The sequence below is a fragment of the Flavobacterium sp. W22_SRS_FP1 genome, from assembly GCF_052113685.1.
Lineage (GTDB): Bacteria > Bacteroidota > Bacteroidia > Flavobacteriales > Flavobacteriaceae > Flavobacterium.
The window spans coordinates 36,054-59,027 of record NZ_JBGQOE010000011.1 but is presented as its reverse complement, the minus strand read 5'-3'; the positions used below and the strand labels follow the sequence as shown (position 1 = coordinate 59,027).

Sequence of the window (22,974 nt, the reverse complement as noted above, 5' to 3'; positions counted from 1 at the left end):
ACCCATGTTCTTTGTACCCTTTCCAATTCCCAATTAAAAGATAAACCCTGTAGAGTTCCCAAGAAGATTGATTACATTTGTATATACAAACAATTGAAAATCCAATAAATAGATACACAATGGAAAATAAATTAAAAATACAAATCTGGTCGGATATCATGTGTCCTTACTGTTACATAGGAAAAAGAAGAATTGAAGGGGCTCTGGCACAATTTGAACACAAAGATGCCGTTGAAATCGAATGGAAAAGTTTCCAGTTGGACTCCAGCTTCGTTGCATCGGACGATGACGATATGGTTGAACACTTAGCAACGAAATACCAAAAAGACAAACTCTGGGCCCAGGAAATGATGGACAGCATGACGCAAAACGCCAAAAATTCAGGATTGGATTTTCATTTTGAAAAAGCGGTTATGGCCAATTCATTTAATGCACATCGTTTACTACATTTAGCTAAGAAACACAACTTATCAGACGAGTTGGAAGAACTGTTGTTTAAAGCCTATTTAACAGAAGGTAAAAACATAAATGATTTACTAAGCTTAAGCAAGTTAGGATTAGAGGTAGGACTAGACATTAAAGAAATTGAAGCCGTTTTACAATCTGATGTTTACGCAAAAGAAGTAAAAGAAGATATTCTTGAAGCACAATCAATCGGCGTTCAAGGCGTTCCATTCTTTGTTTTTGACAATAAGTACGCAGTGTCTGGAGCCCAACACGTGGAAACTTTCGTGAAAACTTTAGAAAAAGTATGGGAAGAAGGCAAATTTATCTTAAAACCAAAGCTCCTCAACACAACTGATGGGGACAGTTGCGGAATAGACGGATGTGACTAGACATAATAAGAGCTAACTTGATATAAGTTTAAAACATGAGCAAGAATAATACAATCATTCGCTGGGGAATATTAGGATGCGGCGATGTTACCGAAATAAAAAGTGGTCCGGCATACCAAAAAACAGAAGGCTTTAAAATTGAAGCTGTTATGAGGAGAGATGTTCTTAAAGCTGCTGATTACGCGAAACGACACGGAATAACTAAGTACTATACTGATGCCGATGACTTAATCAATGATCCTGAAGTCGATGCCATTTACATTGCCACTCCCCCAGACACGCATAAATACTATGGACTAAAAGTAGCATTAGCGGGTAAAATCTGCTGTGTGGAAAAACCGTTGTCACCAAGTTATCAAGACAGCTTAGCAATCTACGAAACTTTTAAAGAAAAAAACATCCCTTTATTTGTTGCTTATTACAGACGTAGTTTGCCACGCTTTTTACAAATAAAAACGTGGCTTGATTCAGGTAAAATTGGTGAAGTCAGACATATAAGGTGGCACTTAAGCAAGCCCACTTCAAGTCAGGATCTTTCTGGTAGCTATCATTGGAGAACAGATTCCAAAATTGCAATAGCAGGGTATTTTGATGATTTGGCCAGTCATGGATTGGATTTATTTACCTTCTTACTAGGAGATATAAAGGAAGCTTCAGGAATAAGTTTGAACCAGCAAGGCTTATATTCTGCCAAAGATGCTGTATCGGCAAGTTGGCTCCATGAATCAGGAATCACAGGTTCCGGGAGTTGGAATTTTGGTTCTTATACTAGAGAAGACCTCGTTGAAATATACGGTAGTAAAGGGAAAATCACATTTTCCGTCTTCGAAAATGAACCGCTATTGCTAAGAAATGATGAAGGTGAAACTAGACTTTTTATAGAACACCCAGAAAACATTCAATTACACCATGTGCAAAAGATGTGCGAAAGCCTCACCTCTGTCAATAAACATCCATCTAATGGAAAGACGGCAACTCATACAAGCTGGGTTATGGACAAAATTGTCGGGAATGTATTATAAAAACCTAAGCAGTCGAAAAAAAAAGTGCAATTAAACGAATTTAATTGCACTTTTTTTGACTTAAAAAGATCTTTTATTTCCAGAAAATAGCGTAAATCACAACAATCAATATCATTATAGCAAAGGAACAAATATTAAAAAGAGGACTCGTTTTAAACAACTCTTTATTTAATGAAATTCCTTTTGCATCATTATTCCCTTTATTTTGAAACAAACTAATCACGATAATTAATAGCATTGTTAAAATAGCGGTATATCCCATTTGATCCATCCATGGCAACGTTGGGAAAATAGACTCTAAACCACTACCTTCAGCCCAAGATTTTGGTCCTACTTTAAAGAACATCGCAATAGGAATAGAAACTAATGCTCCCCAAATAGCAGCTATATTAGTTGTTTTTTTCCAAAATAATCCTAAAATGAAGACGGCTAAGATTCCAGGACTGACCACGCCCGTATATTCTTGTATGAACTGAAATGCTTGATCAATCCCTCCTAAAAGTGGCGCCATGATTACGGCAATTAACAATGCAACTCCACCCGAAAGGCGTCCTACATTAACTGTCGTTTTATCGTTTGCATTTTTATTGATGTATTGCTTATAAATATCCATTGTAAAAATAGTTGAAGTCGAATTTAACATAGAAGCCAAAGAAGATACAATAGCAGCAGCTAAGGCGGCAAATGCTAACCCTTTTAAACCTGCAGGCAAGAAATGCAACAACCAAGGATAGGCTCTATCAGCAGTACCAAGACCTGGTAAATTGTCTGCAGCTGCAGCACCTAATCGAGCCATAATAGCTGGATCATTTACCATCACATAAGCTGCAATACCCGGTATTACGACAATGAAAGGAATAAGCATCTTTAAAAATGCAGCTAATAATATTCCTTTTTGTGCTTCGCGCAAAGATTTTGCAGCCAAAGTTCTTTGAATAATATATTGATTGAACCCCCAGTAATAAATATTTGCAACCCAAAGTCCACCAACCAATACTCCTATTCCAGGCAAATTCATATATTCTGGATTAGATTCATCCAAAATCATAACAAAACGATCAGGTGCCGCTTCATAGATAGTTTTTAGACCCTGCCAAACACCTGCTCCATCAGAAACGGTATTTAATGCCAAGTATGTAGTAACTAAACCACCTAATACCAAGAATATTACTTGAATAACATCTGTCCAAGCTACAGCAGAAAGCCCTCCATACAAAGAATAAGCTGCTGCAAAAAGTGCTAATCCGATTACGGCATAGATCATATCAACTCCTAATATTGTCTGAATCGCTAAACCTCCAAGATACAACACGGTAGTAAGGTTAACAAAAACATATAAAGCAATCCAAAAAACAGCCAATATTGTTTTAAGGTTAGTTGAAAATCGCTTTTCTACAAATTCAGGAATGGTATAAATACCCTTTTCGATAAAGATGGGTAAAAAATATTTCCCTACAATAATCAGTGTAAAAGCAGCCATCCACTCATAAGAGGCAATCGCTAATCCTAATGCGAAACCAGAACCAGACATACCGATGAATTGTTCTGCGGAAATATTGGCTGCAATTAATGAAGAACCAATAGCCCACCAAGGCAATGATTTACTAGCAAGAAAATAGTCCTCAGCATTTTTTTGATGACCATCTTTATCGCGCGAAACCCATAAGCCAACACCTAAAATAAGCACTGCATAAGCAGTGAAAACTAAATAATCTACAAACCCAAATTCTGTTGTCATACTATTATATTGTGTTAATGAAGTATTTCAAATTAATAATTATATTAACCCCTACTCTTTTGTTCCCATTCCCAAGCACTTGCTATCCCTTCTTCAAGTGTGGATTTTGTTTTCCACCCAAGAATGGTATTCGCTTTATCCGTATTGGCATAAGCCGAAACAACATCTCCTTCTCTTCTGCCAACAATTGCATAAGGCAATTTTTGACCACTTACTTTTTCAAAAGCTTGAATCACCTCTAACACTGAACTTCCCTTACCAGTACCCAGATTAAAAATTTCAACCTTGTCCAAATTATTTTTGTTTACTAATCGTTGTAATGCAATGACATGCGCTTTCGCCAAATCAACAACATGTATATAATCCCGAACGCAAGTTCCATCAATTGTTGGATAATCATCCCCATAAACCGAAAGTTCTTTTCTCAAACCCATTCCTGTTTGGGTAATAAAAGGAACTAAATTTTGAGGTACCCCAACGGGTAATTCCCCAATTTCTATCGATGAATGTGCACCAATAGGATTAAAATAACGCAGTAACACAGCAGTAATGCCGCTTACTTTTGTAACATCGGTAATAATTTCTTCCCCAATTTGTTTGGTATTCCCATAAGGAGACATGGCTGGTTTAATCGATGCACTTTCATTAATGGGCATTTCATCAGCTTGTCCATAAACAGTACAAGAAGAACTAAAGATAAAATGTGACTCTTCCTTTTGTTGCAATTCCTGAAGCAAATATATTAAAGTACTGATGTTGTTTTCGTAATACAATAAGGGATTACTTACACTTTCTCCAACCGCTTTTGATGCAGCAAAATGAATTACATCGCTAATATCAGTATATTTCTTAAAGAAATCCTGGACAGCAGCCTTGTCTCGTAAATCCAACTTTTCAAAAATAGGCGTTTTACCCGTTATAGCAACAATACCCTTTAAAACATCTTCGGTCGAATTAGAAAGATTATCAATAATGACAACTTCAAAACCTTCATTTTGTAATTCAACCACAGTATGGGAACCAATAAAACCTAATCCGCCAGTAACTAGTATTTTCATTTTTATAATTTTACTTCACTTCAGATATTTCAAGAACTACACTTGTTCTTTTCAAATTAACATTCGGATTAAAACCTACTTTCATAAGAAAATCTCCTGAAAAAACGGCCCCAGAATCTATTGATGAAGTTGTACCTGGATACATATTTAGCTCTTTAACTGCATATTTTTTATTTGGATCTAATCCTTTCAAAACTACTGGCAGTGGCGTTGCTGTTATCATAAACCTATTATTAACTAAATAATTGAAAACAACCGCTTTGCTCTTATCCTTATCAACATACATTACCGCCGCAAGATCATTTTCATGAGGATTCACTAAACGATACATATCACCATGCCAAACAATATCTTTGAACGAGTCATAGTTTTGTATCGCTTCTTTGCAAAATAACTTATCAGTATCACTTAAATGACTAACTACAATATCAAACCCTAATTTACCCATACTGGCAACATCAACTCTAAATTTCAAAGGTTGTTTTCCCCAATCAGTCACATGATTATCAGTCGTAATGGAAGGAAAGAAATAAGAATAATCATATTGCATAAATATTCTTTCAATTGGCTCGGTATCATCACTAGGCCAGAATTCTGTGAAATATTTCAATAATTCATAATCGCCTCGGCCTCCTCCTCCTGAACATAACATCATAGGAACTTTTGGGTATTTAGCTCGGATTCTTTCTAGCACTTTATACAAACCTCTAGTATAATCCACATATAAATTTGACTGCAGAATACCTTTTTTATTTAGATAAGCTGAATAGGCATTGTAAATAACTGCGTTACAATCCCATTTTATAAATGCCAATTCAGGATTTTTTACAAAAAGATCATCAACAACCCCAAAGACAAAATCCTGTACTTCTGGATTCGCTAAATCGAGTACTAGTTGATTTCTATAGTATACTTCTGGTCTTTCTGGCTGACGAATTACCCAATCTAAGTGTTTTTCATATAACTCACTTTTAGGATTTACCATTTCGGGTTCAATCCAAATTCCAAATTTAATTCCTTCTTTTTTAGCTTCTTTTACTAAATAACCTAAACCGTGAGGTAATTTCTTTGCGTTTTCTTTCCAATCTCCTAGACCTGCTTTATCGTCATTCCTAGGATATTTATTTCCAAACCAACCATCATCCAACAAAAACATATCTACTCCAATATCTTTAGCCCCTTTGAACAAATCAGCAATTTTATTTTCATCAAAATCAAAATAAGTGGCTTCCCAATTGTTTAACAAGGTAAGACGTTCTCCCTCGCCATCTAAAACTCTATATTTCCTTGCCCAATCATGGAGATTTCTACTAGCTTCACCAGTACCATTATTAGACAATGCATAAATGAAAGAAGGTGTTTTAAAAACCTGATTGGCGGGCAAAAGATACTCAGATGCATATGGATTAACTCCGGCAATCAGGCGAAGATTTTTATACGAATCAATCTCAAAATCTAATTTAAAACTACTGCTCCAAGCCAACTGCCCAAGCATAACTGTACCTTCCGTTTCTGAAGCGGGTTTTCCAAAAGACAAAATAAAATTAGGGTTTTGAAGCAACATTGCTCTTGTACCTAATTTAGAATCTACGGTTCTAATTCCTTGCTCTAACTTTGACTCGATAGGTTGCATTTCTCTTAAATACTGTCCTTGAAAACTAGTCAAATAAAAGTCTTTATTAGTAAAATACAAATTGGCCGAGGCAAATTTCTGCAACAGCACTGGTTTTTTTTCATTGTGTTTTATTTCTGACCATTGCTCGATTATATTTTCTTTTGGCCACACTTTATAAAACAAAGTCACTTCAAATGGGTACACGGGATCTTTTAAAACAATACTGGTAATAGAAGAATTTGCATCTACTTTCTCCGTTTTATGACTTACATATTTAAGCTCCACAGATGGATTCCCATCAGCATGTTTCACTTGAATAGCTGGTTCAGAAAGGTTCCAAGTCCCGGCAGGAGTATAAGCACCATTATAAATCCCAGCATTTTCATCCTTGAAATTATAAGCGGAAGAAGCAGCAGCAAATTCACCAACATTAGCAAGAGGTTTACCAAAATAAATGGTCATCAAACGATTTTCACTATCTGTTTGTAACAACATCATATTACTATTAGTTGCAATAGGTATAGTCACTTTTTGAGCCCATAAACTGATGAAACTAATCATAAGAAATAAAGTAAAAATACCTTTTTTATGGAAACCTGATTTTAATTTTTCATTCATAATAATTCTATTTAAATTTAATAATTCTCAATTTAATTTCAGCGTTGTTTGTAATGCAGATCCGATTGCTCTTTTAACATCTGAGCACTTTTTTCTGGAGTAATATCCCTTTGTGATTCTCCCATCATTTCATATCCTACCATGAATTTTTTTACAGTTGCAGAACGCAATAATGGAGGATAAAAATGCATATGAAACTGCCATTCCGGATGTTCCTCTCCGTCAGTTGGCGACTGGTGTATTCCTGAAGAATAGGGGAATGATGTTTCAAAAAGATTATCATATTTTATGGTTAGTTCCTTAAGAGCAGTAGCAAAAGCCGTTTTTTCTGTTTCAGTAAAATCGGTGATTTTTCCAAAATGACGCGTACTGATTATCATAGTTTCAAATGGCCAAATTGCCCAAAAAGGAACCAATGCTACAAAATGATCATTTTTAATAACAATACGTTCGTCTAGTTTTAATTCTTCTTTCAGATAATCCTGCAATAAATTACTTTGATGTTTAACATAATACCCTTTGAGGTTATTCTGTGTCTTCTCAACTTCTGTAGGCAATGAGGATTGCGCCCATATTTGTCCATGAGGATGTGGATTGCTACAACCCATCACACTTCCTTTATTTTCAAAAATCTGAACGTGATTGATGTAATCGACATTACCCAATTCCGTATATTCATTTTGCCAAGTACTGATAATATTTTCAATCCCAGCAACAGGCATTTCTGGCAAGGTTAAATTATGTTTTGGCGAAAAACAAACCACTCTAGAAATTCCTCTTTCGGGTTGCGCTTTGAAAAATGTATCTTCTTTACTGCTTTCAAATGCAATTTCTTCTTGTTTTAGAGCGGCAAAGTCATTTTCAAAAACAAAAGAACCCTCATAGTTTGGGTTAGCCATCCCATTAGCACGCACATTTCCGGGACATAAATAACAGGTCGAATCATATTCTGGTAAATTACCAGTAATACGTTTTTCGTTTTGGCCTTGCCAAGGACGTTTAGCACGATGTGGCGAAACCAAAACCCATTCATTGATTAATGGATTGTAGCGTCTGTGTGGATCTTCGTTAATATCGAAATTTTTCATTCTAATTATTATTATAAAGTGATGTCCCGTTTCCGATTTTAACATCATAAATTTTTAATTCAATTCCAAATGCGTCAAAATAAAGGGTCGAAAGTTGCTTCTTGATTCGCTCTTCATGTCCTTTTTTAATTAAGTTAATGGTACAACCGCCAAAGCCACCGCCCATTAATCGGCAACCAACTACAGCAGCTTCTTTTTTAAGGGTGTCAACAATCAAGTCTAATTCTGCGCAGCTCACTTCATAATCAACAGAAAGCCCTTCATGAGTTTCATACATCAATTTTCCTACAGTTAGTATATCTCCGCTGTCTAATGCATCACAAGCTAAGGTGACACGTTTAATTTCTTTTACTACAAAATGACATCTTTTAAAAACATCATTACTCATTACATCTTGTAATTCTAAAATATGCTCTTCTTTACAATCTCTGAAACTAGTTATATCCGGAAATTTACTTTTTATAATAGCAAGTCCCTCTTCACATTGCAATCTTCTTTCGTTATAGGCGGATGTCATTAATTCGTGTTTCACATTCGAATCAAATAAAACTAAGGAGTAATCCTTAAAATCAGCATTATGGTATTCATATTCCAATGTCCTGCAATCAATTTTTATAACTTTATTTTCCAGACCCATAACACTCGAAAACTGATCCATGATACCGCAATTGATACCTACCCAGTGCTCTGCCCTTTGTCCCATCAAAGCAATATCTACTGGTTTTATATTCAAATTAAAAAGCTCATTAATTCCGAATAAAAAACCGCATTCTAAAGCCGCAGAGGACGATAAACCAGAACCCACAGGAATATTACTACTGAATACGCAATTAAAACCTTCCAGTGCGAATCCGTTTATCTTCAATTGATTGATCACAGCACGAATATAATTGGTCCAAACAGTATCTGTTAATTCCATTGCGATCGTAATATCAATCTCAAACTCATCATCAAGATCAATCGCAATTATTCTTGACTTATTAGAATTGTTTTTTTCGAAAGCAAAACAAATAATTTTATCAATCGCTGCTGGTAAAACATAACCATCGTTGTAGTCGATGTGTTCACCAATAATATTAATTCTTCCTGGTGAAAGGACAATTTTTTCCGCTTTTGAACCAAAGATTTTCTGATAAAAATCAGTTGTATTTTTAATTAAAATGTCATTCATCATTTAGAAATTGTAAGTGTTCCTTTTATAATCAATCGGAAACGTATGTTATTTTATCGGTTTATTTATAATTGATATTTTTGAGAATAATAGTTGCAATTAACAAAAAATAATAATCTCACAACCTAACATTAAACCAAACAATTCTACTATATATTTTAGTTTAAAAAACTAAAAGTGTTTTATTTAAATTCTTTTATTACGAAATTCGAAATTCAAATTTAAATTATTAATTTATTTTATCATACCAGTACCTACCAGTTTTTGCTCTGTCACACCAAAAATTACTTAATCATGAAAATCAACGCAATACAAATAATCATGAAGCGACAAAATAGAGATAGATAAATACCATATTTAAAAATAACTAGATTAATAAAAAACTGACAGACTATGCGCGCAAACAAAGTCTCTTTGAGTTCCTCTTTTCACAAGGATACAATACCAATCAGGTATAAACCGGATTAAAAAACTCAGAACTAATACCAACATTCCTTACAAATAGTATTACCTAAATGTCTTGCAAGCCTTATCAATAAAGCCTTGTTTAATTTTAAGGCGTTTACATTTTCAAAGGAATACCATGTACTTCATTGCTCAAACAATAAAAAAAAGTTTGATATTTTATAAACCAATTTTAAAAGCCTAGTTTTCCCCAAAGTAAGAAGTAAATTAAAGAAGATACCCTAAGTATTTCATTCGAATTAAAAACATTCCTATCGCTCTATACCGATTATATAAACCCTACCAGTTAATAAAGCTACTAGTTTAAATCAATTCTATCTGATAAATACTAAACTTGCTCGAATGTCTATTCTAGTGATAGGTTTCGTTATTTTAATCGAAGCTTTTATAGCCATTTTATTTTTTAAAATTTTTTTGTCTCAAAATGTAGCTGAGCTATCCTATCCAGCTTTATTTTTATTTTGTAGATACTAAATTCAATTTACCACTCTTAAGACCAGCACCATTTACTTCGAGCTTCATAGCGCCAGCAGTAGTTGTAGATTTTACAAGCACAACTAACTTACCGCTAAAAAGTTTCATGGTCTCTTTATGAAACATTTCAAGCGAAGTGGCATCACCATTGCAGGCTGCCCTATATGTACCTGCTCCTGTAACCTTAAATTCTAATTGGTTAGTTGCCGTAGGGCAAGGAATCCCCTTTTTATCAACTACAGATACGGTTACAAAGGATATATCGTCGCCATTAGCAGTAATTATTTTCCTGTCCGCGTCTAAAACTATTTGATAAGGCTTACCAGCAGTATGTACTTCTTGTTCAGCAACTGCCTTGCCATTGTCATCAAAAGCCACCACTTTTATCGTTCCTGGCTCATATTTCACACCCATCCACATTAAGCGGTAGCGATTTTGCGGGCTACTGTTATTTTTTTTCTGCACTCCCATGCTTTTGCCATTTATAAAAAGTTCAGCACTGTTGTAGTTCGTATATACAAAAACAGGGGTAACCTCCCCTTCACAGCCTTCCCAGTTCCAATGCGGCAAGATATGAAGCGTTGATTCCTTGGTATTCCAGCGGCTTCGGTATAAATAATAGCGGTCCTTAGGCAAACCCGCTAAATCATTAATTCCAAAATAAGAACTTCGGGATGGCCAGCTTTCATCATAAGGAGTCGGTTCGCCTAAATAATCAAAACCTGTCCAGACAAACTCACCAATTACCCATGGTTTATCATCTTGTAATACAAAATCTTCATCCGGTACATTAGACCAGCTACAGGCTTCCAAATCATACGAAGACGACTGAAAATCAGCATATTGTTTCATTTTTTCTTGAACCACAGGGAATTTGTAAATCCCTCTAGAACTTACTGTTGAAGCTGTCTCTGAGCCTAAAATAAATCCTTGCGGAAATTTTGCAAAGGCCTCGTCATATAAATGCACCCGATAATTCAATCCTGGAACATCCAGCACAGCTCCAAAACCAGATTCCATTGTCGCTTTTACTTGATCCATACCCACAGTTACTGGACGTGTTGGATCTTCTCTATGAAATATTTCTTGCAACCATTTAGCTCGTTTTACACCCGCTTCTCCCCATTGATCAGGTACTTCATTTCCAGAACTCCACATCACAATAGAAGGATGATTTCTTGTTGCCTGTACTAAATTCACGATGTCTTTTTCGGCGTATTCGTCAAAAAATCGATGATAGCCATTCTCCACTTTTGGTTTTGTCCATTCATCAAAACTCTCCGCTAAAAACATAAAGCCCATTTCATCTGCTAGCTCGAGTTGCTCAAAAGAGGGCAAATTGTGCGAACTGCGGATTGCATTACACCCCATGTCCTTTAATATCTTCATTTGCCTGCGTAGTGCCGATTTATTAACCGCAACTCCTAAGGGCCCAAATCGTGGTGAAGACAAACGCCTTTAAACTTGGTTACCTTTCCATTAAGGCTAAAACCTTTATTGGGCTCATATTTTATTTCTCGAATTCCAAAAGAGGTTGAAATGGCATCTTTCAGTTCTTTACCAACATACAATTGGGAAACCACTTTGTACAAATAAGGGGTTTCAGGACTCCACAATTTTGGATTTTCTACTTTTATATTTTGATCGAACTCATTTCCGAATTGTATTTCTGATTCCTCTGAATTGAGTTTATGTCCTTCGGCATCAAAAATAGTGGTGACTAAACGACTATTTTCTCCAGAAGTTTTTGTCTTAATATTAACTTTAGCAACTGCTGAACTGATAAAAGGTGTGGTTATAAACTGCCCCCACTGGTCAATGCTCTCGTTATTTTTTATAATAATACTTACATTTCGATATAAACCAGCACCAGGATACCAACGTGAAGCAAATTCTTTATTAGTTAGCTTTACTGCTAAGGTGTTCTCTCCTTCGTTTATAAATTGGGAAACATCAAAATAGAAGTAACTATAACCATATGCCCATTCTCCCACTTTTTTACCGTTCAAATACACTTGAGGTTCGCTCATTGCTCCTTCAAAAAGTAAAATTATTTTTTTTCCTTTTAAATCTTTAGGCAATCTGAATTTATTGCGATACCATCCTGTTCCTATATGAGGCAGCGCCCCTGTGCGTCCTGTTTTTTCTGTAGCTATATTTTCTCCATTTTGAACAATTGCAACACTCTGTTTGTCTACATTTTTATCAAAGGGTCCGTAAATTGCCCAATCATGCGGAACGGTTACGGTTTCCCATTTCGAATCATTAAAATTTACTCTATACGCCTCTTCAAAATCGGCTTTTTGAAATTTCCAATTAGTATCTAACACCTTAACCTCCCGTTTTTGCGACAAAGCCACTTGCGCGAGTGTTGAAAAAAGAACAAGAATGGTTATTAATTTCTTCATTTATAAACCTATTTAATTATTAGATATCTATGAATTGCTGATACAGTATAAAACTGTAATTATAATTCGCTCCCTTCTTCTCTCAATATCCCACCAAATACTGAACGCTATTGAAAGAATCAGTATTTAATTCTAAAAATATAAGTCATATAAGTTAAAAAATACTAGTTTGCCAAATTAGTGATAAAAAGAAAATCTAAGTTTATAAGTTCTTTGCAAGGGCATTTACCTTTGCTTAAATGAAATGTTATTTTTACTTGATTATATTCAAATTAAAAACTCTCATGACTTATATGTTTTAATAATTTTTCGAATCAAAACTATTCTTTAAATGCGTCCAGAGCTGCAGTCGGTTTGCCGTCAGATCCCCAAGCACTTAAGGAATATCCACTCCAAGTGTTCTCTCCTTGTGGTTCCCAATAAATAACACCAAGTCCTTTGTTATTGGGTACATTTTTAACCGCTTTTATTGTTGCTGACAACATATCAAATGTGTTTAGAACTTTATCGTATTCACCTCCCACTTCTACAATCATCACTTCTTTGTTATATCTAGCGGCCATATCTTTAAGATTGTTTTCTAAATCAACAATCGTTTCCGTATAATCTTTCTTAATCCAAAAAGGATAGTATGACAACCCAATGATATCGTACTTTACATTATTTTCTTTAGCACTGTCAAAAAACCATCTGAATTTTTCGTTATTATTTCCTTCATCCAGATGAACGATTACTTTAATTTTAGTATCAACTGCCTTTGTAGCTTCAAATCCCTTATTAAGCAATTGTGCTAATTCCGGCCAATTTTTAGTACTTCCTTCCGGCCATAGCATACCGCCTGGAATTTCATTTCCAACTTGTACCCATTCTGGCGTAACTCCAACCTTTTTTAATGCGATCAAAACATCAAAAGTGTGATTGTAAACATCTGCCAACAATTCTGAAAAACTATGGGTTTCCCAAGCTTTGGGTTTAAATTGTTTTCCAGGATCAGCCCACGAATCACTATAATGAAAATCAATCATGATGCGCATTCCCATTTTTTGAGCTCTCAAAGCCATTACTACAGTTTCTGCTGCATTGCAATGTCCACTTGCCTTATCATTTGATGGATTTACCCAAACACGAAGACGAATTGTGTTGATTCCTCTGTCTTTTAAAATTTGTAGACAATCTTTTTCAGTCCCAGCAGCATCATAAAATTTATATCCTGTTGCTTCCATTTGTGACAACCAACCAACATCTGCCCCTTTAACAAAACCGGTGTCAATGGATACTGGAACTGAATTCTGATACTCATTTGTTTGTGAATTACATGAAGTTACAAACAAAAGACAACCTAACAACAAACCTATATTTTTGATTTTAATCATATTAAAAAGATTGAAATTTATAAATACTTTTATGTTGGTACAACTCTCCTTTTTTCAAAATTGAATTCGGAAAATGATTGTGATTAGGTGCATCGGGAAAATTTTGGGTTTCAAAACAAATTCCGCTTAGCGAATGATAATCCTTATTCTCTTTACCTTTAATTGTATTATAACAGTTACCCCCAACATAAATATGAACTCCAGGTTGACTGGTAAAAACCGTCATTCCTAGATTATTATTTTTATTAAAAAGCGAAACTGCAAATTCATCAGGACTTTGCAAAACAAACGTATTATCAATTTTTGAAGGACATTTTTTAGGCTCACTAAAATCAAAAGGCGAATTAACCGTATCTACAAACTTTCCTGTTGGAATATTTTCATCTGTAGTCTCTAGCATTTTTTCGGAATTTATTGTCAATTCCTGTTCTAGTAAATCAGATCCGTGGCCGTCTAGGTTAAAATAACTGTGATGTGTCAAATTAACGATCGTATCTTCAGTTGTATTTGCTTGATATTCTATGATCAATTCATTTTCTTCAGATAGTGTATATTTTAATTTTACTGCTAATTCACCAGGATAATTTTCTTGGTTATTACGACTTAAATAGCTTAGTGTTACCGATGGATTTTCCCCTTTATTGACGTTTTCAAGCTTCCAAAACTTTTGACTAAAATTCCTGTTTCCACCATGTAATGAATGACCACTATTATTTTTATTTAAATGAATTTGTTTACCATTCAGATTAAAGATGCCCTTATTTATTCTTCCAGCAAATCGCCCAACCGTCGCCCCAAAATAAGGAGCACTTTCTAAATTAAAAGATTTCTTGTATGCTTCTACAGTATCAAACCCTAAAACAACATCGATAGTTCCCCCATCTTTCAATGGCACTTTTAAAGAAGTAATCGTTGCTCCAAAATTCAAAACACTCAACTGCATCCCCTTTTTATTAGTCAATTCACAAGAATCGATAATTCCTTCTCTATTTGATAAATCAATTAATTCCATTATATAATTAGCTATAAAATATGACATGTGTTTTAAAATCATTGTTTTGTCACGAAAATCTAAAAATCAAAATTACACGAATAATCCATCTTTGCATACCAGCACCTACTAGTTTTTCTTATATTGCGGTAAAATAAATTTTTCATGAAAATTATTTCGATAGTAGACAACCTTGGGATACCAAAATACAAACAGATTATTCTTTCAATTGAAAAAGCAATAGAAGAAGAGCAACTAAAAAAAGGAGACCGCCTGCCATCTGTAAATAAGGTTTGTTTGAGTTCCTCATTATCGAGAGATACGGTGCTATTAGCCTATCATGAATTAAAAAAAAGAGGCATTATTTACGCCATTCCCGGAAAGGGATATTATGTTAAAAGTGTTGAGATAACTATAAGACAAAGGATTTTTTTACTTTTTGACGAATTAAATAGTTTCAAGGAAGATCTTTACAATTCTTTTGGAAAAAATATCAAAAAAATTATTGGAGAAGATCTAGAAGTTGACATTTTCTTTCATCATTTTAACATTAAAGTTTTTAAAAAGCTAATCAATGACAGTAATGGAAACTACACTAAGTACATTATTATGCCTACAAATTTAGCTGACGCAGCATCCATAATAAAAACCCTACCAGTCAATGAAGTCTACATTTTAGATCAAACTAACCCTGAACTTAAATCTTATCCTGCGATTTACCAAAATCATATGAAAGACACCCATAATGGTTTAGTAAAAGGAAAATCAAGATTAATTAAATACAAAAAACTCATTATGATTTTCCCGGGCTTTAGAGAACCTTTAGGAATGAAGGAAGGTTTTTTAGTTTTTTGCAAAGAATTTTTATTTGACCACGAAGTCATTACTGAATTTAAAAATCGAGAAATCAGCATTGGTGAAGTTTATATCATACCTAATGACAGGGATTTGGTAAAGGTGATTGAAAAGTCACAGTCTCAAAACTTAAAACTAGGCCGCGATTTCGGCATCATTTCTTACAATGAAACAGCTCTCAAAAAAGTAGTAGCAAATGGAATAACAACAATTTCTACCAATTTTGAGGCCATGGGTAAAATTTTAGCACAGATGATTGCCAATGAAAAAAAAGAGCAGATTGAAAACAAAAGCGCCTTAATTATCCGGAATTCTTTATGAAAAAAAATTAGGCATAAAAAAAAGCCTGTAATACTTGATAAACAAGTGATTACAGACTTTTTAAGTACCCGGAGCCGGAGTCGAACCGGCACGGTTTCCCACAGGTGTTTGAGACCAGCGCGTCTACCAATTCCGCCATCCGGGCTTAGCAGACATGAAATAACGACAGTTATCTCAACGCAATAAAAGAGGTGATTCTGTTTAAATCAATCATCAATTCCTTTAACACGGTGCAAATGTAAAAAATATTATTAAAATTTCTACTAAAATTTCTAATTTTTTCCTTTCAGAGTTGAATAAATTTCATAAATTTGCACCTCGCTAAAAACGAAACACACAACTAACTACACCCGAGGCAAATACAAACATAAGGCTTTACAGAAATGACAAAGCCGAACGGTATGGAGCGCAGCGGAATAAAACAACAAATTAAATGTCACAGCTAGAACCAGAAGCTAAAATTTTTGCATGTTCTCAAAGTGTTTACCTAGCGGAACAGATTGCCGAAAAATACGGAATCCCATTAGGTAAGGTTACGATGTCAAAATACAGTGACGGTGAGTTCCAACCTTCGTACGAAGAGTCGATCAGAGGGCTACGTGTATTTATTGTTTGTTCTACTTTTCCAAATTCGGATAACCTAATGGAATTGTTACTTATGATAGATGCAGCTAAACGTGCATCTGCAAGACACATAACTGCAGTAATTCCTTATTTTGGTTGGGCAAGACAAGATAGAAAAGACAAGCCAAGAGTTCCGATAGGGGCAAAACTGACAGCTAAATTGTTAGAAACTGCTGGAGCGACAAGAGTAATGACCATGGATTTACACGCAGACCAAATTCAAGGGTTTTTTGAAAAACCGGTTGATCACCTTTTCGCATCTACTATCTTTCTACCTTATGTAGAAAGTTTAGGATTGGAAAACTTGACCATAGCCTCTCCAGATATGGGAGGTTCAAAAAGAGCTTATGCGTATTCTAAATTTTTAGATTCTAGCGTAGTGATTTGTTACAAGCAAAGAAAAGAAGCAAACATAATCGACACCATGGAGTTGATTGGTGACGTAAAAGACAGAAATGTAATATTAGTGGACGACATGATCGACACAGGTGGTACATTGGCGAAAGCCGCCGATTTAATGATGGAAAAAGGCGCATTGAGCGTAAGAGCGATTTGTACCCATGCTATATTATCAGGTGATGCTTACGAAAAAATAGAAAATTCTAAATTGTTAGAATTAATAGTTACCGATTCTATTCCTTTGAAGAAAAAATCGAACAAAATAAGAGTAGTGAGTTGTGCACCGCTTTTTGCAGAAGTTATGCACATGGTGCACCACAACAATTCCATCAGTGGAAAATTTTTAATGTAACAAGAAGACGACTTAAGGTCAAGAACTGCAAGACTTCCTGTTATAAATAAAAGCATTGAGCACTAGGCTTAAGGCGTCAAACAAGTATTTTTTTATTATTAACTATATATTTTTTACAATGAAATCGATTACAATTAAAGGATCAGAAAGAGAAAGCGTGGGAAAAGTTGCGACTAAAGCCTTACGTAATGCTGGAGCGGTTCCTTGCGTTATATACGGAGGAGATCAACCAGTTCATTTTTCAGCAGAAACAAAAGTGTTCAAAGACCTGGTTTACACCCCAAACGCGCACACAGTTGTGATTGAACTTGCTAACGGAAAATCATTCGATGCAATTCTACAAGACATCCAGGTTCACCCGGTGACTGACAATATTTTACATATTGACTTCTTTCAAATTTTTGACGATAAAGAAATCACTATTGAAATTCCTGTGAAAATCATTGGTGACTCTAAAGGAGTTATGGCTGGTGGAGATCTACGTTTAAACAACCGTAAACTTAAAGTAAGAGCTTTGCCAAAAAATCTTCCTGATTTTATTGAAGCAGACATTACTCCGCTTGACATGGGTAACAAATTATATGTTACTAAAGTGCCAACACCAAACTTCAAAATCATGCACCCTGACAACACAGTAATTTGCCAAGTGAAAATTTCACGTGCAGCTATGAAAGCAGCTCAAGAAGCAGCAAAAGCAGCAAAAGCAGGCCCTGTAAAAGGAAAGAAAAAATAATATTTTTTCAAACATTCAAAAAGCATCAGTTGCAAAACTGGTGCTTTTTTTATGCCTAATTTTTTGTCTTTTCAAAAACAACAAATTGGTTTACTTCTTTTTTTAGAAGCACTTCCAACCCCATTTTAATGACAAATCCTCCTGCTGTTCATTTTATCTTTCATGCCAAACACTGTCATAAAAGGATGCCATTCCCATCAGGGCTAGACAAAAAATTATTTACCCTTAATCATATTTTTTTTGCCCATTTTAATCAAATAAACTTATTTTTACCAGATGATAAAATGGATAAGAACTATATTTTCATCAAAACAAACAGAAGACAATACTTGTTTTGTGAAACCGGAAGTTCACGAAAACCAAAAAAACAATATAAAAAGCATGAGTAACAAATATTTAATTGTAGGGCTTGGCAACATTGGTGCTGAATACGTGAACACCCGTCATAACATTGGATTCAAAATACTTGATTATTTTGCTAAAAAAGAGACCCTTTCGTTCCAAACAGTAAAATTGGGCGCATTAGCCGAATACAAATTTAAAGGAAGAACATTCTTTCTATTGAAGCCTAATACCTACATGAATTTAAGCGGTAAAGCAGTTCAATATTGGATGGAAAAAGAAAATATTCCTCTCGAAAACCTCCTAGTGATTACAGATGATTTAAATCTGTCTTTTGGCACTATCCGCATCAAACCAAAAGGAAGTGATGGCGGGCATAATGGGTTAAAAAACATCAATTTGATTTTAAATACAAATCAATATACCCGTTTCCGATTTGGGATTAGTGACGAATTCAAAAAAGGCAAACAAATTGATTATGTCCTTGGAGATTGGGATGATGAAGAAAAAGCCGCTCTTCCAGAAAGACTAGAAGTAGCATATGAAATAGTAAAATCTTTTGGAACTGCGGGACTAGAGAATACCATGACTGCATTTAACGGAAAATAAGAAGGGAAGTTCTTAGGATTCCCTCCTTTGTTTATTACATACTAATTATTCGATCACTATTTTTTTGACTTTTTTCCTATCGCCATCAATAACGGTTAAAAAATAAATGCCTGATTGTATGTTTTTCAACTGAACGCTTTCATTGAAATTACTTTTCTTTTCGTATTGTTTCTCAAATAATTTTCTTCCCAAAAGGTCATAAACTACCACCTTAACCTCGTTTATGGAATCACTAGTAAACTGCACATTAAAAATACCTTTATTAGGATTTGAATAAATCACAAGATCACTCATGTTAACATCTGCAACGGAAAGCGTATATGTTTGTGTACATAGTGTCAGTGATGCTGAATTTAAAGTACCAGTGTCATTTGGATAGGCATCTCGAATTCTAAAAACCCAAGTCCCTGAGGGATTTTCGCCATTAAATGCAGCCAAAGCTTGAAAAGGAGTTACTGTTTGTAATGTTGTAATACCACAGGCAAGATCCACACCTGAATCATCATAAATCAAATTTAAAGTACTGTTATTATCTCCGCAACTTTTATCAAACAATTTTACCGTTGTACCCTGTGGACTTATTATTTCCATTTCAACATCAGCGAGATAAGCATGCGTAAAACTTACATTAAAATTTACGTGAGACATTGATGCAGTTGTAGTCGGAACGAAAATTGTACTAGTGGTGTAAGCCAATTGTTCTGGTATAGGGAATGGTGCAGTAAATGAATAGGAAGCACACGAGGACGCAACCTCATACCCAATAGCAAAAGCTTTGCTATTGACTGCATAAAAAATATTTGCAGTGGGCTCGATTAAAATCCTACAATTTTCAGCTGTAATATTAGGTACTACAACCGTCTCCGAGCCATCATTTGGAGTATTAGCCACTAAAACTGTAGCAAAAGTTAAACCCCCATCAGTAGATAATTTAATATTTACATTTGTAGACCCACTCATGACATCAGAACCGTTTACACTCCAAGTTATCGTTTGATTTGAACCTCTAAACCAACTTAAGTCTTCTGTTTTTTGAGAGGTTACAGCGAACGGACCAGCTGTTCCGCTCACATTAACAATCATTTCGTCTGAATTAGTTTGCGCAGTGCCAAGTCGCGCATTATCCCTTCCCGTTAAAACAAAATGAAGTGTTCTCGCTACAGTTGCGACGGACTCCCATTTGCTTGTCAATTTATTAGCCAACACATTACTATAATCGGGCATATACCTATTTGGACTACTCCCAGGGTACAAAGACCTAAATAGTGGCCCATCCGTTTTTGCGGGAACAGCTAAACTATTTGCAGCAGTTGAATTTATCGCCGAATCATTTTGTTCCCAAGTATAGGATACCTCAGCACTATTGACATCTGCTCCGATAGCTTTTAGCACAAAAGCAGTTCCTTTAGGAATCACATAATTTGAGCCTGCATTTATAACTGGGAGACTCTTTATTAAATTAACAGAGGACCCACAATTTTTTGTACTAAGGTTTTCCTGAATTTGCTTAATACTAGCATAGGCAAAATAATCATCAGAGTTAGACTGAACATCATAGTCTGTAGTTATTCCCGCGTATCCCATAATAGTAGACCCACTGCCTGGTTCAACATTAAATCCAGTAATTTCACTGGCATCCCAAGAAAAAGTATGATTTGCGCCAAGTTGATGTCCCATCTCATGAGCCACAAAATCGATGTCAAAGGTATCACCTTCCGGCTTCTCGTCTGCAGGAGATGTATAAGCGCTACCTTTTCCAGCATCACACACACAACCAATACAGCCAGCATTGCCACCACCTCCTGAAGCACCAAACAAATGGCCAATATCATAATTACCATCGCCTATATCGGCGGTTAAAACATCCTGTACTTCCTGCGTCCAATCTCCAGCAGTACCAGCGGCTGCGTCAGAATAAGGATCTGTAGTCGCATCTGTGTATATTATGATGCTATTATTAGCAATGATCTCTAATTTCACAGCGAGGTCTTTATTAAAAATACCATTGACCCGCGTCATGGTAGCGTTCATTGCAGCGAGTGCATTTGCTTCGGTCCCGCCGTGATAAGCGGCATATTCACCCGTGCAAGACAAGGCTAAACGTAAAGTTTTAAACACCCTATTGTTGGCTGATATTTTGCTGTTTATATTTGTCAATTCCTTGTTCAAAATTTTATCTTCAGTGCTGCAAACGAATGGTAACTCCCGATTATTCACCATTTTAGAAGAAAAAAGTACATACAAAGACGAATCTTCGGGGGATGCTTCAATAAATTCTGATCCGCTATCAGCTCTTAAAACCATCGTTTGTATTCCTTTTGGAGACAAACTAAAATTAATAGAAGCCTTAGGATCGCTGAGCCCAACTCCTGCATACCCTCTTATCTCAGGATATTTAGCTTGCAATTTGGGTTCGAAATTAGAAGACTCCCATACGAGAAACTTCTCCATTACTCCAGCGATATTAGGGATGCTGATTTCCACACTGCTCCTTTTTGCAGTCCTACTATTTATTGCAACTAATGATTGCATCAACATTTCTTGATCAAAACGAAATAATGATTTTTTATTGGAACTAGATTTATTAGTGTTATTATCAAAAAAAGACAGAGAACCTTGGTCTATTTTTTTCCAAGGCACTTTATTTTGGGCTTGAATCGACGAGCACCAAATCAAGATAATTATATATAGGAGGTGTTTTTTCATGACTCAAGATTATTTACAATTCAAAATTAACATATTTAGTTTAATAGATAAATCTAAAGCCATGATAATTAAAAAAATTAACTTTTAATTTTCAACTTGTAGCTTAATTCAATGAAAATAGTTTGACTATACTTTACATTTAAAATAGATAGTATAAATTTGCACCATTATAAAACAGCTATTTTGAAAATTTTCAATTCTATACTAGATTTCAGTACTACAAAAAAAACCATCCTTACTTTAGGCACTTTCGACGGAGTCCACTTTGGCCATAGAAAAATACTAGAAAGAGTATTACAAAATGCAGAAAATAACAAATACGAAAGCCTAGTACTTACATTTTTTCCTCACCCCAGAATGATTTTAGAGAAAAAATCAAATATAAAACTACTAAACACCATTTCTGAAAAAACAGATCTATTGGAAAAAATAGGAATTCAAAACCTTGTTATTCATCCGTTCGACGAAAGCTTTTCAAGATTGACCGCTGAGGAGTTTGTTCGTTCCGTCCTTGTTGATCAATTCAACATTCATAAAATAATTATTGGGCACGATCATCGTTTTGGGAAAGACCGTACAGCAAATATTGATGATCTAATCCGTTTTGGAAAGCAATATGGATTTGAAGTGGAACAAATATCTGTTCAGGAAATAAATGAAATCTCGGTGAGTTCTACTAAAATCAGAAAAGCATTATCAGAAGGAAACATGACTTTGGCAAATAAGTATTTGGGATATAATTATTTTCTGACTGGCACCGTTTTTAAAGGAAAACAGCTAGGCAGAACGATAGGCTTCCCTACAGCCAACTTAAAAATAAAAGAAGACTACAAGCTGATTCCCAAAAATGGCGTTTACATTGTTAAAAGCATTATTGATCAAAAAATTGTTTTTGGAATGATGAATATCGGATTTAACCCCACGGTCGCAGGAGAAGATCTATCCATAGAAATTCATTATTTTGATTTCAGTTCTGACTTGTATAACCAAGAAATATCCGTTTCTATACTCCATTATATCCGTCCTGAAGAAAAATTCAATTCAGTTGATTTATTGAAAGTACAACTGGAAAAAGACAAAACCTTCGCATTAGAGTACCTGGATTAATTTTGATGTGTTTTAAAGTTTCTTCGTCCTTTTAGTAAAATATCTTTATATTTTGTGTAAGTTTGATAG

At 35.0% G+C, this 22,974-nt stretch carries 15 protein-coding genes, 1 tRNA gene and 1 pseudogene; 7 read left to right on the top strand and 10 right to left on the bottom strand.

What is annotated here, in order from left to right; all coding sequences use genetic code 11:
- Positions 1–119: 119 nt before the first annotated feature.
- Both ACEN2H_RS08255 and ACEN2H_RS08250 read left to right on the top strand, forming a co-directional pair.
- Entirely contained in the window at positions 120–836 is a 717-nt protein-coding gene (locus ACEN2H_RS08255) for a DsbA family oxidoreductase (RefSeq protein ID WP_441731858.1), read from the top strand.
- A gap of 35 nt (positions 837–871) precedes the next feature.
- Positions 872–1,858 carry a Gfo/Idh/MocA family protein gene (locus tag ACEN2H_RS08250; RefSeq protein WP_441731857.1) on the top strand — a complete coding sequence of 329 codons (987 nt, stop codon included), beginning with the start codon at positions 872–874 and terminating at the stop codon, positions 1,856–1,858.
- 73 nt (positions 1,859–1,931) lie between these two features.
- On the opposite strand, the gene ACEN2H_RS08245 is transcribed toward ACEN2H_RS08250, so the two are convergent.
- The 8 genes and pseudogenes from ACEN2H_RS08245 to ACEN2H_RS08210 all read right to left on the bottom strand — a co-directional run bounded on the left by ACEN2H_RS08245 (position 1,932) and on the right by ACEN2H_RS08210 (position 14,905).
- Positions 1,932–3,596: a sodium/sugar symporter gene (locus tag ACEN2H_RS08245; protein WP_441731856.1), complete on the bottom strand. Its 1,665-nt coding sequence runs from the start codon at positions 3,594–3,596 to the stop codon at positions 1,932–1,934.
- Between the two features lie 44 nt (positions 3,597–3,640).
- Positions 3,641–4,654: a UDP-glucose 4-epimerase GalE gene (galE, locus tag ACEN2H_RS08240; protein WP_441731855.1), complete on the bottom strand. Its 1,014-nt coding sequence runs from the start codon at positions 4,652–4,654 to the stop codon at positions 3,641–3,643.
- A gap of 10 nt (positions 4,655–4,664) precedes the next feature.
- The gene (locus tag ACEN2H_RS08235) at positions 4,665–6,887 is read right to left on the bottom strand and encodes an alpha-galactosidase (protein ID WP_441731854.1); all 2,223 of its coding nucleotides are present in this window, start codon (positions 6,885–6,887) and stop codon (positions 4,665–4,667) included.
- A gap of 38 nt (positions 6,888–6,925) precedes the next feature.
- Positions 6,926–7,975 carry a UDP-glucose--hexose-1-phosphate uridylyltransferase gene (locus ACEN2H_RS08230; protein WP_441731852.1) on the bottom strand — a complete coding sequence of 350 codons (1,050 nt, stop codon included), beginning with the start codon at positions 7,973–7,975 and terminating at the stop codon, positions 6,926–6,928.
- Position 7,976: 1 nt separating this feature from the next.
- Positions 7,977–9,149 (bottom strand): galactokinase, encoded by a 1,173-nt coding sequence (gene galK, locus ACEN2H_RS08225; protein WP_441731851.1) that lies wholly within the window; start codon positions 9,147–9,149, stop codon positions 7,977–7,979.
- Between the two features lie 918 nt (positions 9,150–10,067).
- Positions 10,068–12,493, bottom strand: a pseudogene (locus ACEN2H_RS08220) (DUF4982 domain-containing protein).
- A gap of 320 nt (positions 12,494–12,813) precedes the next feature.
- Positions 12,814–13,866, bottom strand: a complete 1,053-nt coding sequence (locus tag ACEN2H_RS08215; RefSeq protein ID WP_441731850.1) for a glycoside hydrolase family 53 protein — start codon at positions 13,864–13,866, stop codon at positions 12,814–12,816.
- A gap of 1 nt (position 13,867) precedes the next feature.
- Positions 13,868–14,905 carry an aldose epimerase family protein gene (locus ACEN2H_RS08210; RefSeq protein WP_441731849.1) on the bottom strand — a complete coding sequence of 346 codons (1,038 nt, stop codon included), beginning with the start codon at positions 14,903–14,905 and terminating at the stop codon, positions 13,868–13,870.
- A gap of 117 nt (positions 14,906–15,022) precedes the next feature.
- Here ACEN2H_RS08210 and ACEN2H_RS08205 point away from each other — a divergent pair, with 117 nt between their 5' ends.
- Positions 15,023–16,033, top strand: coding sequence for a GntR family transcriptional regulator (locus ACEN2H_RS08205; protein ID WP_441731848.1), 1,011 nt, complete (start codon positions 15,023–15,025; stop codon positions 16,031–16,033).
- A gap of 65 nt (positions 16,034–16,098) precedes the next feature.
- On the opposite strand, the gene ACEN2H_RS08200 is transcribed toward ACEN2H_RS08205, so the two are convergent.
- A tRNA-Leu gene (locus ACEN2H_RS08200) sits at positions 16,099–16,178 on the bottom strand.
- Between the two features lie 288 nt (positions 16,179–16,466).
- Between ACEN2H_RS08200 and ACEN2H_RS08195 the strand changes: the two genes are divergently transcribed.
- The 3 genes from ACEN2H_RS08195 (at position 16,467) to pth (ending at position 19,092) form a co-directional block, all read left to right on the top strand.
- Entirely contained in the window at positions 16,467–17,408 is a 942-nt protein-coding gene (locus ACEN2H_RS08195; RefSeq protein WP_441731846.1) for a ribose-phosphate pyrophosphokinase, read from the top strand.
- Between the two features lie 118 nt (positions 17,409–17,526).
- The gene (locus ACEN2H_RS08190; RefSeq protein ID WP_441731845.1) at positions 17,527–18,141 is read left to right on the top strand and encodes a 50S ribosomal protein L25/general stress protein Ctc; all 615 of its coding nucleotides are present in this window, start codon (positions 17,527–17,529) and stop codon (positions 18,139–18,141) included.
- Positions 18,142–18,417: 276 nt separating this feature from the next.
- A complete protein-coding gene (gene pth / locus ACEN2H_RS08185) occupies positions 18,418–19,092 on the top strand; it encodes an aminoacyl-tRNA hydrolase (protein ID WP_441731844.1) in 675 nt (224 codons plus the stop codon).
- 45 nt (positions 19,093–19,137) lie between these two features.
- Here pth and ACEN2H_RS08180 read toward each other — a convergent pair whose 3' ends face one another.
- A complete protein-coding gene (locus ACEN2H_RS08180) occupies positions 19,138–21,798 on the bottom strand; it encodes a zinc-dependent metalloprotease (RefSeq protein WP_441731843.1) in 2,661 nt (886 codons plus the stop codon).
- 183 nt (positions 21,799–21,981) lie between these two features.
- On the opposite strand from ACEN2H_RS08180, the gene ACEN2H_RS08175 reads away from it, so the two are divergent.
- Positions 21,982–22,905 carry a bifunctional riboflavin kinase/FAD synthetase gene (locus ACEN2H_RS08175; protein ID WP_441731842.1) on the top strand — a complete coding sequence of 308 codons (924 nt, stop codon included), beginning with the start codon at positions 21,982–21,984 and terminating at the stop codon, positions 22,903–22,905.
- Positions 22,906–22,974 lie beyond the last annotated feature (69 nt).

Coding starts and splice junctions, on each gene's coding strand:
- ACEN2H_RS08255 (WP_441731858.1), top strand. CDS start 120: ATGGAAAATAAATTAAAAATACAAATCTGGTCGGATATCATGTGTCCT.
- ACEN2H_RS08235 (WP_441731854.1), bottom strand. CDS start 6,887: ATGAATGAAAAATTAAAATCAGGTTTCCATAAAAAAGGTATTTTTACT.
- galE (WP_441731855.1), bottom strand. CDS start 4,654: ATGAAAATACTAGTTACTGGCGGATTAGGTTTTATTGGTTCCCATACT.
- ACEN2H_RS08180 (WP_441731843.1), bottom strand. CDS start 21,798: ATGAAAAAACACCTCCTATATATAATTATCTTGATTTGGTGCTCGTCG.
- ACEN2H_RS08190 (WP_441731845.1), top strand. CDS start 17,527: ATGAAATCGATTACAATTAAAGGATCAGAAAGAGAAAGCGTGGGAAAA.
- galK (WP_441731851.1), bottom strand. CDS start 9,149: ATGATGAATGACATTTTAATTAAAAATACAACTGATTTTTATCAGAAA.
- ACEN2H_RS08195 (WP_441731846.1), top strand. CDS start 16,467: ATGTCACAGCTAGAACCAGAAGCTAAAATTTTTGCATGTTCTCAAAGT.
- ACEN2H_RS08210 (WP_441731849.1), bottom strand. CDS start 14,905: ATGTCATATTTTATAGCTAATTATATAATGGAATTAATTGATTTATCA.
- ACEN2H_RS08215 (WP_441731850.1), bottom strand. CDS start 13,866: ATGATTAAAATCAAAAATATAGGTTTGTTGTTAGGTTGTCTTTTGTTT.
- ACEN2H_RS08230 (WP_441731852.1), bottom strand. CDS start 7,975: ATGAAAAATTTCGATATTAACGAAGATCCACACAGACGCTACAATCCA.
- ACEN2H_RS08250 (WP_441731857.1), top strand. CDS start 872: ATGAGCAAGAATAATACAATCATTCGCTGGGGAATATTAGGATGCGGC.
- ACEN2H_RS08245 (WP_441731856.1), bottom strand. CDS start 3,596: ATGACAACAGAATTTGGGTTTGTAGATTATTTAGTTTTCACTGCTTAT.
- pth (WP_441731844.1), top strand. CDS start 18,418: ATGATAAAATGGATAAGAACTATATTTTCATCAAAACAAACAGAAGAC.
- ACEN2H_RS08205 (WP_441731848.1), top strand. CDS start 15,023: ATGAAAATTATTTCGATAGTAGACAACCTTGGGATACCAAAATACAAA.